Source organism: Kitasatospora sp. NPDC092948 (assembly GCF_044754805.1).
GTDB lineage: Bacteria > Actinomycetota > Actinomycetes > Streptomycetales > Streptomycetaceae > Kitasatospora.
The window spans coordinates 84,840-98,301 of record NZ_JBIVPU010000012.1 but is presented as its reverse complement, the minus strand read 5'-3'; the positions used below and the strand labels follow the sequence as shown (position 1 = coordinate 98,301).

The 13,462-nt window shown below is 73.4% G+C and carries 13 protein-coding genes; 7 read left to right on the top strand and 6 right to left on the bottom strand.

What is annotated here, in order from left to right; all coding sequences use genetic code 11:
• The first annotated feature begins 103 nt into the window (after nucleotides 1-103).
• The 3 genes from ACIQF6_RS28425 to ACIQF6_RS28415 are packed head-to-tail and all read left to right on the top strand — an operon-like array spanning nucleotide 104 to nucleotide 2,129.
• Nucleotides 104-904, top strand: coding sequence for a hypothetical protein (locus tag ACIQF6_RS28425; RefSeq protein ID WP_400899967.1), 801 nt, complete (start codon nucleotides 104-106; stop codon nucleotides 902-904).
• Nucleotides 901-1,545 carry a hypothetical protein gene (locus ACIQF6_RS28420; RefSeq protein WP_400899965.1) on the top strand — a complete coding sequence of 215 codons (645 nt, stop codon included), beginning with the start codon at nucleotides 901-903 and terminating at the stop codon, nucleotides 1,543-1,545. Before ACIQF6_RS28425 ends, ACIQF6_RS28420 begins: the two co-directional genes overlap by 4 nt.
• Nucleotides 1,431-2,129 carry a hypothetical protein gene (locus ACIQF6_RS28415; protein WP_400899964.1) on the top strand — a complete coding sequence of 233 codons (699 nt, stop codon included), beginning with the start codon at nucleotides 1,431-1,433 and terminating at the stop codon, nucleotides 2,127-2,129. The genes ACIQF6_RS28420 and ACIQF6_RS28415 overlap by 115 nt, the downstream gene beginning before the upstream one ends.
• A 554-nt stretch (nucleotides 2,130-2,683) precedes the next feature.
• Here ACIQF6_RS28415 and ACIQF6_RS28410 read toward each other — a convergent pair.
• The 6 genes from ACIQF6_RS28410 to ACIQF6_RS28385 form a co-directional block, all read right to left on the bottom strand.
• Complete coding sequence (locus tag ACIQF6_RS28410) at nucleotides 2,684-3,859, bottom strand: hypothetical protein (protein ID WP_400899962.1); 1,176 nt, start codon at nucleotides 3,857-3,859, stop codon at nucleotides 2,684-2,686.
• A gap of 133 nt (nucleotides 3,860-3,992) precedes the next feature.
• Nucleotides 3,993-4,700, bottom strand: a complete 708-nt coding sequence (cas5e, locus tag ACIQF6_RS28405) for a type I-E CRISPR-associated protein Cas5/CasD (RefSeq protein ID WP_400899960.1) — start codon at nucleotides 4,698-4,700, stop codon at nucleotides 3,993-3,995.
• Nucleotides 4,697-5,878 carry a type I-E CRISPR-associated protein Cas7/Cse4/CasC gene (gene cas7e / locus ACIQF6_RS28400; protein ID WP_400899958.1) on the bottom strand — a complete coding sequence of 394 codons (1,182 nt, stop codon included), beginning with the start codon at nucleotides 5,876-5,878 and terminating at the stop codon, nucleotides 4,697-4,699. The genes cas5e and cas7e overlap by 4 nt, the downstream gene beginning before the upstream one ends.
• Nucleotides 5,875-6,537: a type I-E CRISPR-associated protein Cse2/CasB gene (gene casB, locus ACIQF6_RS28395; protein WP_400899955.1), complete on the bottom strand. Its 663-nt coding sequence runs from the start codon at nucleotides 6,535-6,537 to the stop codon at nucleotides 5,875-5,877. Before casB ends, cas7e begins: the two co-directional genes overlap by 4 nt.
• A gap of 11 nt (nucleotides 6,538-6,548) precedes the next feature.
• Complete coding sequence (gene casA, locus ACIQF6_RS28390; RefSeq protein ID WP_400899953.1) at nucleotides 6,549-7,976, bottom strand: type I-E CRISPR-associated protein Cse1/CasA; 1,428 nt, start codon at nucleotides 7,974-7,976, stop codon at nucleotides 6,549-6,551.
• 33 nt (nucleotides 7,977-8,009) lie between these two features.
• Nucleotides 8,010-8,795 (bottom strand): hypothetical protein, encoded by a 786-nt coding sequence (locus tag ACIQF6_RS28385; protein ID WP_400899951.1) that lies wholly within the window; start codon nucleotides 8,793-8,795, stop codon nucleotides 8,010-8,012.
• A gap of 155 nt (nucleotides 8,796-8,950) precedes the next feature.
• Between ACIQF6_RS28385 and ACIQF6_RS28380 the strand changes: the two genes are divergently transcribed.
• From ACIQF6_RS28380 to ACIQF6_RS28365, 4 genes are read left to right on the top strand one after another with little or no spacing between them, the layout of a single operon-like run.
• The gene (locus tag ACIQF6_RS28380; RefSeq protein ID WP_400899949.1) at nucleotides 8,951-10,480 is read left to right on the top strand and encodes a hypothetical protein; all 1,530 of its coding nucleotides are present in this window, start codon (nucleotides 8,951-8,953) and stop codon (nucleotides 10,478-10,480) included.
• Complete coding sequence (locus ACIQF6_RS28375; RefSeq protein WP_400899947.1) at nucleotides 10,477-11,820, top strand: DUF3440 domain-containing protein; 1,344 nt, start codon at nucleotides 10,477-10,479, stop codon at nucleotides 11,818-11,820. Before ACIQF6_RS28380 ends, ACIQF6_RS28375 begins: the two co-directional genes overlap by 4 nt.
• Nucleotides 11,807-12,253 carry a GNAT family N-acetyltransferase gene (locus tag ACIQF6_RS28370; protein ID WP_400899945.1) on the top strand — a complete coding sequence of 149 codons (447 nt, stop codon included), beginning with the start codon at nucleotides 11,807-11,809 and terminating at the stop codon, nucleotides 12,251-12,253. The genes ACIQF6_RS28375 and ACIQF6_RS28370 overlap by 14 nt, the downstream gene beginning before the upstream one ends.
• On the top strand, nucleotides 12,250-13,386 hold the full coding sequence (locus tag ACIQF6_RS28365; protein ID WP_400899943.1) for an IbrB-like domain-containing protein: 1,137 nt from the start codon (nucleotides 12,250-12,252) through the stop codon (nucleotides 13,384-13,386). Before ACIQF6_RS28370 ends, ACIQF6_RS28365 begins: the two co-directional genes overlap by 4 nt.
• Nucleotides 13,387-13,462 lie beyond the last annotated feature (76 nt).

The window sequence follows — 13,462 nt, the reverse complement described above, 5'->3', positions numbered from 1 at the left end:
GTGTGGACACCGCGATCACCGTTCGTGCTCGTGTCATTTTCCGTCCGGGTCGTTGCTGTGCTGGCCGGCGGACAGCGTGGGGTTCGCCGAGGAAAGAACGCACATGCCCCGCCATGCCGACCGCAAGGCCTTCACCCGCGACCTCGCGAACACCTTCCGGCTGCCCTACCGCAAGGTCCAGAACGTCCTGAACGCCCACCGCCCTCCGACGGACGCCGAGATCGAGGCCGCCGGCCGGATTCCGTTCGGCCCTGCCCACGGCCCGGCGCCCACCGGACGGATCATGACCCATCTGCTGGACGTCAACGGGGAGGGCGGCGGCCTTGACCTGTACCCGCTGCGCGTTCGTGCCCCGTGGGACGACACGTCGGACGCAGAAGGAGTGCTGAGGATGGCCTGCCGGTCCGACTGGTTCGGCAGCCGCCGCCGGCCGGCGCTGGTCGTCGAAATCCGCGCGTTCCCACCCCAGCTTCCGCCGGGGGCGTGGTCGAACGCCCTGGACTTCCTCCTGCACGACGAGGGCTGGAACTACGACCCCCACACCTGGCTCGAGACCTGGCGGGCGGACCTGTACCCGACCGCTGGCCGGCCCTCCGCACGGGCGCGAGTGCACGTCCACCACCCGAAGACCGGGCTGACCCTCTTCGACGGTCCGGTCGTCCTGCCCCCGGTGTGGCTCGCCAGCACCGGCATCCACCCGCTCGGCATCACCGTCGTCGCCGGCCCGACGGGCGGTGCCGTGATGCCCGACTTCCTGGACCACGACGACCTGCTCAAGGAACTGTTCGACCAGGGCGACCTCGTCGCGGGAGTCGTCCCGGTGCGCGTCACCCCCCTCGGCCACGAACCCGACCAGCCCGCCGTCCGCATCGGCCGCACAACCGGTACGGAGACCGTCCGATGAGCGCCGGAGCGCCGGTGGTCTGGCACCGGCCCGAGTACGAGCACCGCCTGGACGAGCTGGTCGACCAGAGCACCTGCGCCGCACTCGCGAAGGTGACCCGCGCCGCCGTATCCAACTGGATCAAGCGCCACCCCGGCTTCCCCAAGCCGGTGGCCAGTATCGGCAAGGGCGCCCGCGGCCCGGCGCAGCGGCTCTTCGTGCAGGCCGAGTTCGAGTCCTGGCTGAGCGACCACCGCCACGGCCACAGCACCAACCGAAGCCGGGTCCAGGTACTGGCGGACGAAATCGCCTTCCTCGACCGCCTCGCGGCCCGGCACACCCGACACATCGAGGAGCTCAAAACCCGGCTGCTCACCGCCTCCTCGGACCTGCGCGGAACCCTGGCCGACCGGGCCGTCTACCAGGACCTGCTCGACCGGGAAATCGCCGACGCCCACGCGCACGCCCGGTCGGACTGGCCCGCCCGCACAACCATCGCCGCCGGCCGGAACGTTCCGGCCAGCACCATCACCGGAGAGGAATCACCATGGCCCGCCGTACCCACTACGACGAGCAGCAGCTCGCCCGCAACCTGCACGTCCCCATCACCAAGCTGCGCTGGGCCGTGCACACCGGCCTCGTGCCGGCCCCCGACACGATGACCCGGACCTGGCCGCGGGCCGTCGTCGACGCCATCGACCGGACGACGATCGAGGCCTCCCTGCCCGGGGACCCGATCGGCGCCTGGCAAGCCGCCCGCCTGGTCGCCGAGGCCCTCGGTCTCTCCTGGCCGCCCGACGAGCCCTGCCCGGTGAAGGTCTTCACCGTCGGGCGGTTCGTTCGCCTCGGCCTCCTCTTCGACCTCACCGCGCAGCGCGAGGAGTGGCAGTTCCACCCCGACCAGGTCGCCCAGGTCTGCGTCCGCGAGGACCTCGCCGACCTGGTGGAGCGGGAGTCCCCGCTTGGGCCGAACCAGGCCGCGGAGAGGCTTGGCCTGCGCAGAAGCGACTGGGACCACCTGGTCCGGCTCGGTTGGGTACGCCCCACCCTGGTTCAGCCGGTCCGGTTCGGGTCCAGCAAGCGGGGTGCCGTCCGCGTCCCCATCTTCCGCGCCGGTGACGTGGACGCCGTGCCGCAGGCTCACCCCGAGGTGGACTGGGAGGCTCTGCGTCGTACAGAGAAGGGCCGCCGATCCCCGTTGTCCGCTCTTCGGCCGGCGAACGTACCGGCCACGATCGCGGCCTGACCAGGCCACGATCCCCGGTGACGTCGCTGCCCCGCTGCCGGCCGGACGGGAAGCCGAGCGGCTGCGCGGGCCGTCTCGCTGTCGGCTGCCCGGCGGCCGGTCTGCCGCAGTCGCTCCTGCATCAACTCGGTCGCGGCGTACTGCTGCTGGTGCCGCGCGATCCACGCGGGGTCGTCCTGGTACTGCGTCACGTCGGCTCTGCGGTGTGGTGGGTGGGCGGTCCGGCGGCGCGACGGTGCGCGCCGCCGCCGCAAGGTCGTGCCGACGGCGTCGAGATCCTCGGCCCCAAGGGGGCCGCCACCCGCCGGCCGGGAGAACCGCGGCGGTGGCGCCACCGTAGCGCCGCCCCCACCGCCGCGTCCGGGAGCCGGATCAGGTGGAGATGGTGACGGACTGCCAGCGGACGGGGGCGGACGGAGTGGGCACGGGACCACCTCGGTGACGGTGCGGCGCGTGTGCGCGCGGGTTCGTGGCGTACGGACGCGGGCCGGAAGAGCGGACCGCGATTCCCGCGACGGCGGGGAAGACCAGCACCGCCGGGTCCGGCGGCTTCGTCAGTAGTCGCCACGCAGGGAGTTGATGTACTCGGAGGCGGTGTCCTGGGAGAGGTTCTGGATGCCTTCGGTGTCGGTCGGGCCGGGGCAGTAGCCGCCTCCCACCCCGAGGGCGAGGAGGCGGTGGATCTCGCGGACCTGGTCCACCGTGGCGAACTCGAAGTCGGAAGGCAGGCCGTCGCGTTCGGCCTGCCGCTGTTGGCGAAGCTCGGCGTGGACGCCGCCGGTTCGGCGGCGAGCCAGATGCCGGGCGGTCCGGGGACGGATGCCGAGGGCCCGGTCGGCGGCGAGGGTCCGACCGAGGTCGGCGATACCGATGGAGGCGAACTCGATATGAGGGTCGTACCCGATCTCTTCCGCGGCGGCGTCGGAGAGAGGGGTGAGCCCGGCGGTCCGGCATCCGGCCTCGTACTGCTCCCGACTCAGGGGGCCTGCAGGGCCGACGACGTCGATGGCGGCCTGCAGGGCGGCCCGGTCGGCTCGCTCGCGTTCGGCGTCCAGGCCGGCCCGGCGCAGCTGGGTCAGGTCGCTGTGGATCCCGGCATCCGGGGTGCACGTGGCCAGGTCCCAGCCGCCGTAGCCGCCGGACCTGATCTGGTCGTCGGGAGTCGGCTCCAGGCCGATGGCTGCGCATGCCGCCTCGTACGCGGCGCGTGTCAGGACGCGTTCGGGCCCGTACTTGCCGGCCACTTGGTTGCTCGGGCCGGCGGCGTCGGCGATCTCCCGCAGCTCCTGTGCGCGGCGCTTGCGGGCGTCGAGTTCGGGCTGGTGCCGGGCGGCGGCCAGTGCATCGGGGATGCTGCGGTACGTGGCGCCGCCGCCGATGCAGCGTTCGCGCAGCGGCAGGTACTGCCTGAACCCGTCCGGGCCGCAGGAGTTGGAGGTGCAAAACCATTCGTTTTCGGGGGCGTCGGTGCGCAGCACCACGTACGCCGGTGTCTCGCTGCCGGCAAGGACGAGCGGGTAGATGCCTGCGGCCTCGTCAGCGAGGTGGGGGCCGCGGTCGACGCGGACGAGTGGTCCCCGGCCGAGGCGGGCGCCCTCGGGCAGGTGGGTGCGGTAGATCCGGGTGGTCGGGTCTGCGGGCGTACCCGGTTCGCGGTGGGTCTCCCGCTCGGGCAGCAGAAGGGTGCCCCTCTGGTGGCCGGGCTCTCGGCGAGGTGCGGTTTCGGTCATGGCTCCGTGGTCTCTGGGAGGTTGGCGGCCGATGCCGCCGCTGGGGGATGAGGGACGGTCCGGTCAGTGCTGCTGGAGCGGGGTGTGCGGGTCGGACCGCGCGACGGTGCGCGGCCCGACCCGGCCGTTCCCGCTATCCGGTCGTTCCGGGCAGGTCGTCGAGGAAGACTGCGAAGGGGTCGTGGGTGGGTAGGTCAGGTTCCCGGGGGAGCGGGACGGCTGTGGCGGTGACGGGTCGGGCGCGGTGGCGGTGGTGATGGAAGTCGACGGGATGGTCGTCGCCGTGATGGGTGGGGTGCTGTCCGGGTCGAGTGTCGGTGTGGACGGGCAGGGTGTCCGGCCGGCCGTGGCGGTGTTGGTACCAGGGCGCGGCCTGCCACGGTGCCGCTTCCAAGGCTTCCTCCAGGGTGAGGTCGTGGCGGACGTCGAGGAGGACGGGGCGGCTGGGCACGCAGGAGCGGCGGCCCAGGCAGGGCGCGTAGACGGGGTTGCGCAGCGCACGGGCTATGCCGCTGATGTGCTCGCGGTCGCTTTCGACGGCGGCGGTGAACACCGCGTCGGCCAGGTAGTACCGGTCGGAGACCGTGCGGGTGCGATTGCGTCCGGGGGCGGTGTGGAAGTCCCGCATCAGGATGCCGGGCTGGTCGGTGCGCACGCCGAAGCGCAGGTCGGCGAGGCGGGCCAGGCCCTCGGTGTCGGTGCGAGCCAGGCCCTGGGCGGCGCCGAGCAGGCCGACGACGGCGGACTTGGTGGGCATGGGCAGGGTGTCGCGCCGGCCGGTGGAGGTGGGGCCGCCCCAGGACTGCATGGGCCCGGCGAGGACGAGCAGCAGGGTGCTCACGCGGTGGCCCCGGTGAGGTGACCGGCTGCGGCGGTGGTCGCGGCGGCGGCCAGGTCGTCCAGGGTCGGCATCCGCTTGCCGAGCGGCTCGGCGGGTTCGGTGGCGGCGCCGACGCGCAGCAGCCAGGACTCCACGAGGCCTCCGTAGGCGGCGTCGCGTTCGGCGGCGTGGTCGGCCAGCGCCCGGCAGGCCGGGCGGATGTGGCCGCCGGCGGCGGGGTGGACGGGTTCCTCGAACGCGGCGACGTAGGAGGCCGGCTCGGTGCGCAGCTGGGCGAGGACGAGTTCGGGCTTGGTGTGGGGGGCGGTGCCGCTGTTCTGGCCGGCTGGCATGGAGGAGGTGAAGGCGGTGATCCAGGCGGCCACGGCGCGCTCCAGCGGGGTGCGCCCCTCGGTGTGTTCGGGGAGGCGGCCGAGGTTGGCGGCGAGGGCGTCGAGGTTGAGGCTGGCGTAGCGGTAGAAGGTGGTGGAGTTGAAGCCGCGCGTGCCGATCATGGTCGCGGAGGCCGCGCGGCTGAGGTCGTCGAGGGCCGTGAAGTAGTCGATCTCGGCTTCCAGGGCGTGGACGCCGATGGCCTGGGCGACCTGGACGGCGGCGTCGACGTTCAGCTCGGGGGTCTCGGCGACCATGCGGCCGAACAGGGCGACGTCGACGGAGTGGGCGGTGGCGGCGAGGTGCTGGGCGCGCTGGACGGCCATTTTCTGCTTGAAGAACGCGGCCGGGTCGGCGGCGGCTTCGGCGGCCAGCGCGGCCAGGGCGTCGAGCTGGGCGGCGGACAGGAAGGCCAGGGCCTTGGCGGTGGGCAGGTCGGCGGCGCTGCTGCCGCTGGAGCGCTTCGGCTTGTCCAGGGTGATCCCGGCGGCGGTGATCGTGTGCTGGGCGGCCAGCGCGCGGGCGGCGTCGTCGATGTCCGGGGCGAGGCCGGTCAGGCGGTCGGTGACGGCGGCGGCCAGGTGCACGGTGCGCACGCCGAGCTCGGAGGGGTCCAGGATCCTGGCGAAGTAGGTGCGGGTGGCTCGCTTCCACGCCTGGCTGGAGACGCGGGCGCGCTCGACGCCGCCGAACTGGGCGCTCTTGGGGGCGCCGGTGTCGTCGCGGTTGACGCCGTGGGAGGGCAGGGTGTGCAGCAGGTGCAGGTCGAGGAAGCGGGCGCGGCCGGCGGCGGCGGTGTCGTTCACGGGGTGTCCTTCTCGGTGGTGACGGTGGTGTCGGTGTCGGTGGTGTCCGGCCGGGGGGCCGGGCGGGTCTCGAAGTGGGTGGTGCTCCAGTGACGCTGGACCTGGCGGCGGCCCCCGGGCATGCGCCAGCGGGTGAGCTGGACGGCGAGGGCGGCGTAGTCGAGCGGCACTCCGCCCTCGCGCAGGCAGCGGATGAGGGGGCGCAGCGTGGTGGTCGGCAGGCCGGTGGGTGCCATGCGGGTGAGCTGGGTGAACCGCGGGGTGATCGAGGCGTTGTCGACGGTGCGGGAGAGACGGCTCAGCGCGCCGCCGAGGTCGAGGGAGGTGTCGGTGCGCCCGGGGCGCGGGGTGCGGTGCATCCGCTCGGGCCGGGACTGTTGGTGGTGGGCCCACAGCACGAGCGTGGTGCAGGCGGCGTCCAGGGCGTGGCGTCGTGGGTCGTCGGCGGGCGCGGTGTCGGGGGGAAGGAGCGGGTCGAGGTTCAGGTAGGACCAGGCAGTGGGGGAGAGGGTGCCGTCGTTGCCGGTGCGGCGCAGGTGGGCGAGGGCAGCGGCGCCGTCGGGGGCGTCGGCGAGGTAGCGGTTCAGCAGGCGGTTGATCTCGGTGTCGGTGGTGCGGCGGACGAGGTCGAGATCGGGGTCGGGTTGGCGGGGTTCCACGGGGTCCTCTTCTAGGCGGTGGTGAGCTGGTGGACGGCGGCGGCCTGTGTGAGCGGGGTGGCGCCGAGGTGGCGGGCGATGCGCTGGTGGAGGGCGTCGTGGAGGGCGTCGTCGAAGCCGGGGCGGTCGAGGTCGTGCAGGTAGCGGTTCCAGGCGGTGCGGACGCCGGGGTCGGCGGCCAGGTCGACGCGGTCGCCGCCGGGCAGCCGGGCGTCCTCGGCGAGCTTGTGGATGCGGTGGCGAAGACCTGCGGCGCGGCGGGCGGCGGCGAGCAGCTGGTCGCGGACGGCCGGGTCGGCCAGGTGCGCGGCCGGTCCCAGGGGCAGCAGGGGCGCGAGGACGGCGCTGATCGCGGCGCGGTGGGCGGTGGTGTGCTCGACGCGGTGGAAGCGCAGCGCGAGAACGGTGGCGGGGTCGACGGTGCCGCGTTCGCAGGCGGCGACCAGGTGTGCGATCGCCGGCGCGGCGGCTGTGCGGTCGGTGCCGGGCAGCGCCAGGACGGCGGCCCACGGCGCTTCGAAGCCGCGGTCGCGGCCCCGGCCGTCGCGCCCGCGTAGGTCGAAGCGCGCCCCGCTGGGGGAGATGGCCGCGCACGGGTCGGCGGCGCGCACGGCGGTACCCGGGTCGGCGGTGCGGTCCCCGTCGTGGAGGGCGAGCGCGGCGACACGGCCGTCGTCGTCGGGCAGCAGCCGCACCCGGCGACTGGGCCAGGTCCACAGGTCGAGCCGTCCGGCGGGCTCGCGCTCCCGGCCGGTGACCGGGGCGGGCGGCTGCTCCCAGGCCGGCCGATCGTCCTCGGCCCGCGGCCCGGGCGGGGTCATCATCAGCAGCAGGTCCTTCAGGAAGGCGCCCTCCGGCTCGACCATCACGTGGGTGGCGCAGCTGAGCAGGCCGGGGTGGGAGCCGTACACCTTGCCGCCCTTGGTCCGCGGGTCGCCCGGGTGGCCGGACTGGATGCCGCCGGGGTGGACGCCCTGCAGCACGAGCAGGGCGAGCGCCGCATCGGCTGCCGCGAGCGGCCGGGCGGGGCCGAGCTGCGTCCAGTCGAAGTGGGTCGAGGCCGTGCCGGACCAGGAGCCGGCCCGCAGCGCGTGAGTGTCCCGGTTCACTGCGGCGAGCAGACCGCACTGGCCGAAGGGCCGCTCGGGGTGGAAGAGGTCGAAGGCGTCGCGGTGCTGCTCCAGGTAGGCGGTGATCGCCGCGCCGTCGAGGGCGGGGCTGTTCCACTGCTCGTCCCACCGGGCGGTGGTGCCGGTACCGGTGGCGGCGTCCAGGACGGCGGCCAGCAGGCGCAGCAGCACAGTGCGTTCGGTGGGGTCGGTGGTGGCCAGGTGCAGGCGGTGGGCGTGGGTGAGGGCGTCGGTGATGTTGACGTGGCGGTGGTCGGTGCCGTCCAGGACGGGAATCCAGGGGCGGCGGGTGAGGTCGAACTCGGGCACAGGGCCTTCTCGGGTCGTAGCCGGCAAGGGGGTTCAGGCGAAGGAGAGGAGGTAGTCGGCGTCCTCGCTCCAGCGGTCGCAGCGGTGGCAGACCTTGCCGGGGATGCCGCTGCTGTCGTGGCGCTCGACGACGCCGCGGCGGGTGCCGCACTCCGCGCAGCTGCCGCGCTTGACCGGCGGCTCGGGGTCCATCTCGCCGTCGGCGGGGCAGGCGGGCCAGTGCTCGACGGCAAAGCGGGCGCCGTCGGCCGGGCGGACCAGGTGGCCGCGGCGGGCGGCGACCGGGCGCTCGCAGCGCGGGCAGCGCGGCTCGTAACGGCGGTTGGGCCGCTGCACCTCCTCCAGCAGCTGTGGTTCGGCCGCCGGGGCCTGCTCGGCGAGAGCCTTGGCGACGCGGGTGCGGACGGTGGTGCCGAGGGCGGTGGCGGCCTTGGCGAAGTGCCGCGGGCCCCACAGGACTTCGGTGGTGCCGTCGCCCTGCACGCGGGTGAGGGTGACGGTGGCGTCCTCGGTGACGTAGCTGCGGCCGGTGCGGTAGTTGCGGTCGGTACCGGTGGCGCGCTTGTCCACGACCAGCAGCAGCGTCCCGGCCGGGCAGGCGACGGCGTCGCCCGCGTACAGCCGCAGGCCGGCCAGCGCCTGCTCGCCCTGTACGCCGGGGTCGACGTCCGTGACGGCCAGGCGCCAGCTGCCGGCCCGGCCTCCGTCGGGGACCGGCGGGACGGTCAGCCGGACCCATTCATCGGGGACGGGGTCGGTGCTGACGGCCCGCCGGCCGGGAGCCGATTCCTCGGCCGGACCGGTGCTGCTGCGGTGCATGGTGGGCTCTCCGTTCAACTCGCCTGCCCTGTAGGGCGGGTGACTGGTGATCAGCCTGCACCTCTCCACAAAAAATCGCAACAGATGTTGCGATTTTTTCTCGGAGAGGGCATGCTGGGGACTCTAAACATTGATCACTCTCCGGGAGCGAGCAAATGCACTCCGCTACGGCCATCGTGTCGGCCGCCACTGACAATCCGGCCGCCCGCGCCCTGGGCACCGTCGTCGTCCAGGTCCCGCCCGCCGGCGCGGACACCCTCTCCTCCTGGGCCCGCCTCGTCACCGCCGTCGGCCCCGGCGAGGGCACCACCGCCCTCACCGGAACCTGGCTCACCCCCGACTCCCTGGCCGTCCTCCCCACGGGCGCCCTACTTCTCACCGCCGACCAGCACCCCGGCCGCCAGTGGCGCATCACCCTGCTGCGCGCCGACCCCGACGCGGAGAACGGCCTGGACGTCCTCAAGCGATGGGCCCGCCGAACCCCGCCCGGCCGCCAGCAGCTCGCCGCCGTTCGCACCCACCTGGCCGCCGACGCCGCCGACCACACCGTCGGCGCCACCATCACCGCCAACCGGCACCCCGGCCGCTGCCACCGGTGCACCCGGCAGATCCCCGCCCGCGCCGGCTGGCTCCATCACCACGGGCCGGGCCGCCACACCCTCACCCACCGCCCCGGCGACTGCCCGCCCCCCGCCGAAACTGTCGAGCCCAACGCCTACCCGGGCCGGTGCCTGCTGTGCGAAGGCTGGGTCGACGCCGGCGAAGGCCGCGCCGTCCTCGTCGACCGCACACCCGCCCCCCTCACCCGCACCCCCCAAGCCCGCCGCGCCCGCTACGCCCCCGAACACCGCACCTGCCCCGAGGCACCGGCACCCGGCCCCCTCACCACCGACGACCGCTGGTGCGTCGACTGCCGCCGCCGCATCCACCCCGGCCACGGCCACCGCCTCCCCGACGGCACCCACCGCCACACCACCTGCCCCGCCCACGACCCCGGCCCGCTCTGGCTGATCCACCGCCCGGCCACTGCCCCCCTCGCCACCGGCACCACCACCGTCGTCCGCCTGCGCCCGCGCCCCGGCGAACCCCCCGTCCCCGAGCACGCTCCCGGCGCCCGAACCCTCGATGAGACCGGCTTCGCCGAACTCATCGCCACCGTCGAGGACGCCACCGACCCGGACGCCGACGGCCGCACGCTCGCCCTGCTGCGCCCGGCCACCTGGGACGAGGCGATCCCGCTGCTCGTGGAGCGTGCCGAACTCGACCTCGACGCCGCCCCCGCCGCCTCGACTTTCCGGGCCGTCTGGCAGCGGGAGCGGATCTGCGGCGACGCCCCGTGGCTGGCCGAGATCACCGGCCACCACCCCCTCTACGGCCTGCGGCGGACCTTCATGTCGGCGCAGCGCGACTACGATGCGCTCCAGGACCGGTACGGATGGCGCGGGGTGCACTACCTGTGGACGCTGCGCACCAACCGGGTCTACGAGGCTGGCTGGCCCGTGGACCCGGTCGATCCAGCCTGGCGCGGCATCCGCCGCACCGGCGTCCGGACCCGGGTCACCGCGCAGGAGCGCGCGTTCCTGCGGGTGACCGCGCAGGGCGACATCGAGCAGATCAGCAGGGAGCAGGCACAGGCGTGGTTGAGGAACGCGGCCGGGACGGCGGCAGCGGAGTTGGAGCGGTGAGCACCTTCCAGGCCCCCGAAGCCGTCCCGCCGCCGCAGAACCCGGCGCTGCTCCCGGAGGGCGCCCGGCCGCTGCGGGGCGCCAAGCGGGCCACCGGGCGTAGCGTCCACGAGGAGACCCTGCGCCGCGTGCGCCGCACCTTCGCCGACTTCCCTAACGTGTACGTGTCCTTCTCCGGCGGCAAGGACAGCGGCGTCGTCCTGGAGATCGCCGCGAACGAGGCCCGGCGTCTGGGCCGCGCGCTCGGCGTGCTCATCGTCGACCTCGAAGCCGGCTACCGGGCCACCGAGGACTTCGTACGCACCATGCTGGTCCGGCACGCCGACGTCCTCGAGCCCTACTGGGTCTGCCTGCCCCTCAACATGCGCAACGCCGTCTCCTCGATCGACCCGCAGTGGACCTGTTGGGACCCCGAGGCCCGCGACAGGTGGGTGCGCCCCGCCCCGGCCGGGGCCGTCACCGACCCCGCGTTCTTCGACTTCTACGCGAAGCACACCGCCGACAACGTCACCCCGGACGGCGGCGGCCGGTACATGGAGTTCGAGGAGTTCGTCCCGGCCTTCGGGCACTGGTACGCCGCCCGGCACGGCAACCGCCTCACCGCCTGCCTGGTGGGCATCCGCTCCGACGAGAGCCTCAACCGCTACCGCACCATCGCCACCCTCAAGAAGCGCACCCACGAGGGCCTGCGGTGGACGACCCGGATCAGCGGCGGCCCCAACCTCTACAACACGTACCCGATCTACGACTGGCAGACCCGCGACATCTGGATCTACAACGGCCGCTTCGACGTGCCGTACAACCGGATCTACGACCTGATGCACCAAGCGGGCCTGACGATCCACAGCATGAGGCTGTGCCAGCCCTACGGCGACGACCAGAAACTGGGGCTGTGGCTCTACCACATCCTGGAGCCCCGCACCTGGAGCCGCGTCGTCGCCCGGGTCTCCGGTGCCAACTTCGGTGCCAAGTACTCGACGAAGACCGGCAACATCTCCGGGCGCATCACCATCACCTGCCCCGACGGCATGACCTGGTTCAGCTACGCCCAGTACCTGCTGAACACGATGCCGGAGCAGACCGCCGAGCACTTCCGAAACAAGATCGCCCGGTTCATCTTCTGGTACTCCACCCGCGGCTACCCCGACGGCATCCCGGACGACGGCCCGATGGACAAGTCCACGCCGTCCTGGAAGCGCGTCTGCAAGGTCCTGCTCGCCTTCGACTACTGGTGCAAGGAGTTCGCGATGGCCCCGCCGGCCAACGCCAAGTCCTACGAGAAGCACCAGGAGCGCATGCGTGCCAAACGACAGGAGTGGAAGTTCGATGGCACCCTCTGACCGGCCCGCTGCTGTGGATCTGGCCGTCCGCACCAACACCGACCCGGACTTCTACCAGGTCATGGGCCCGCACCTGGCCTCCAAAACCGTCCACAAGGCCCTCGGCGGCCCGCCGTGGGACGAGGACGGCAAGGTGTGGGTCACCGCCGGCGCTGATGGCGAGCCCGCGCTCGGATTCGTCGGCGTCGTCCTCCTGAAGAACGGTACCGGCCGGGTCGAGTCCCTCTACACCGTGCCCGGCGAGCGCGACACCGGCCTCGCCCAGCGCCTGGTCGCCGCCGCCGTCCAGGCCGCTGGCCCCCGCCACCTGCGCGCCGTCGTGCCCCCGCAGTTCGTGGACGCCTACACGGCGGCCGGCTTCGCCACCACCGCCGTCCCCGACAAGTACACGCGGATGCACCGCGACCCCGACCCCACGGAGCAGCCGACGTGAGTGCCGAGCAGACCGGCCTGGACCAGATCCTCGCCGACCAGACCGCCGAGGGCATCCTCCAGCAGGGCGCCGACCTGTTCGCACGGCTGGAGGAACTACCCGACGAGCAGCGCATCGACACCATCAACGCCCTCAAGCTACTCCTGCGCCCCCACTCTCCGATGCGCGACCAGCCCGTCGACTGCGTGATCTGGGTGCCCACCGCGCAGGTCCACGGCAACGACTACAACCCCAACTTCGTAGCCGCACCGGAGATGGAGCTGCTGAAGCTGTCCATCGAATCCGACGGCTTCACCCAGCCGATCGTCACCTGGCGCGAGGACCCCGACCAGGAGCGCTACGAAGTCGTCGACGGGTTCCATCGCCACCTCGTCGGCCGCAGCGAAGGTCTCGCCGGCGCCCTGCACGGCCGCCTGCCGGTCACCGTCATCCGCCCCGACCGCACCGACCGCTCCGACCGGCAGGCGTCCACGATCCGCCACAACCGCGCCCGCGGCGAGCACGTCGTCGAGCCGATGAGCGAGATGGTCAGGGACCTCCACCTGCGCGGCAAGAACGATGAGTGGATCGGCCGCGAACTCGGCATGGACCCCGACGAGGTCCTGCGCCTGCGCCAGGTCAGCTCCCTGGCCGCGCTCTACTCCACCGAGGACTTCAGCGCCGGCTGGGAGCCCGATCCCGACGCCTTCACCGGCACCGGCGACCAGAGCCCCAGCCCTTCGCAGACGCCGCCCCGCCTCCAGGGCGCCGAGACGATCGGCCGTCTCACCGCCTACCGGGTGGAGCTGCCCGAGCAGCCGGCCTCCTACACCATCGCCCTCGACGGGCAGTTCCTGCCGGGCTCGTACGCCGACCGGGCCGCGGCCCTGGTCGCCTACGGCGTCGTCCTCGGCGGAGAGAACCACTTCCGCCTCGACGACCTCCGGGACTCCGGGCCCACCGCCGTGACCGACCTCGAGAACCACGTCCGCAGCAAGGGCCTGAGCGTGCCCGAACTCGCCGACCTCCCCGGCGACTTCGCCGACGACGACGCGCGCCTGGTCGCGTACGGCACCCTGCTGGGCGGCGGCACACCCAACCTCACCGCCCTCCCCGCACCGGTCACCCTGACCGCGATCGAAGCAGCCGCCTGACCCCGGACCGCGCCCCGCCCCGGCCGCAGGCCCGACAACGACACCCCCTCACCATCCAGGACTCAAAGGCCCCGAC

Bases quoted from the DNA above. Each gene is read 5' to 3' on its own strand.
- ACIQF6_RS28425 (WP_400899967.1), top strand. From the start codon at position 104: ATGCCCCGCCATGCCGACCGCAAGGCCTTCACCCGCGACCTCGCGAAC.
- ACIQF6_RS28415 (WP_400899964.1), top strand. From the start codon at position 1,431: ATGGCCCGCCGTACCCACTACGACGAGCAGCAGCTCGCCCGCAACCTG.
- ACIQF6_RS28385 (WP_400899951.1), bottom strand. From the start codon at position 8,795: ATGCACCGCAGCAGCACCGGTCCGGCCGAGGAATCGGCTCCCGGCCGG.
- ACIQF6_RS28410 (WP_400899962.1), bottom strand. From the start codon at position 3,859: ATGACCGAAACCGCACCTCGCCGAGAGCCCGGCCACCAGAGGGGCACC.
- ACIQF6_RS28380 (WP_400899949.1), top strand. From the start codon at position 8,951: ATGCACTCCGCTACGGCCATCGTGTCGGCCGCCACTGACAATCCGGCC.
- ACIQF6_RS28370 (WP_400899945.1), top strand. From the start codon at position 11,807: ATGGCACCCTCTGACCGGCCCGCTGCTGTGGATCTGGCCGTCCGCACC.
- ACIQF6_RS28420 (WP_400899965.1), top strand. From the start codon at position 901: ATGAGCGCCGGAGCGCCGGTGGTCTGGCACCGGCCCGAGTACGAGCAC.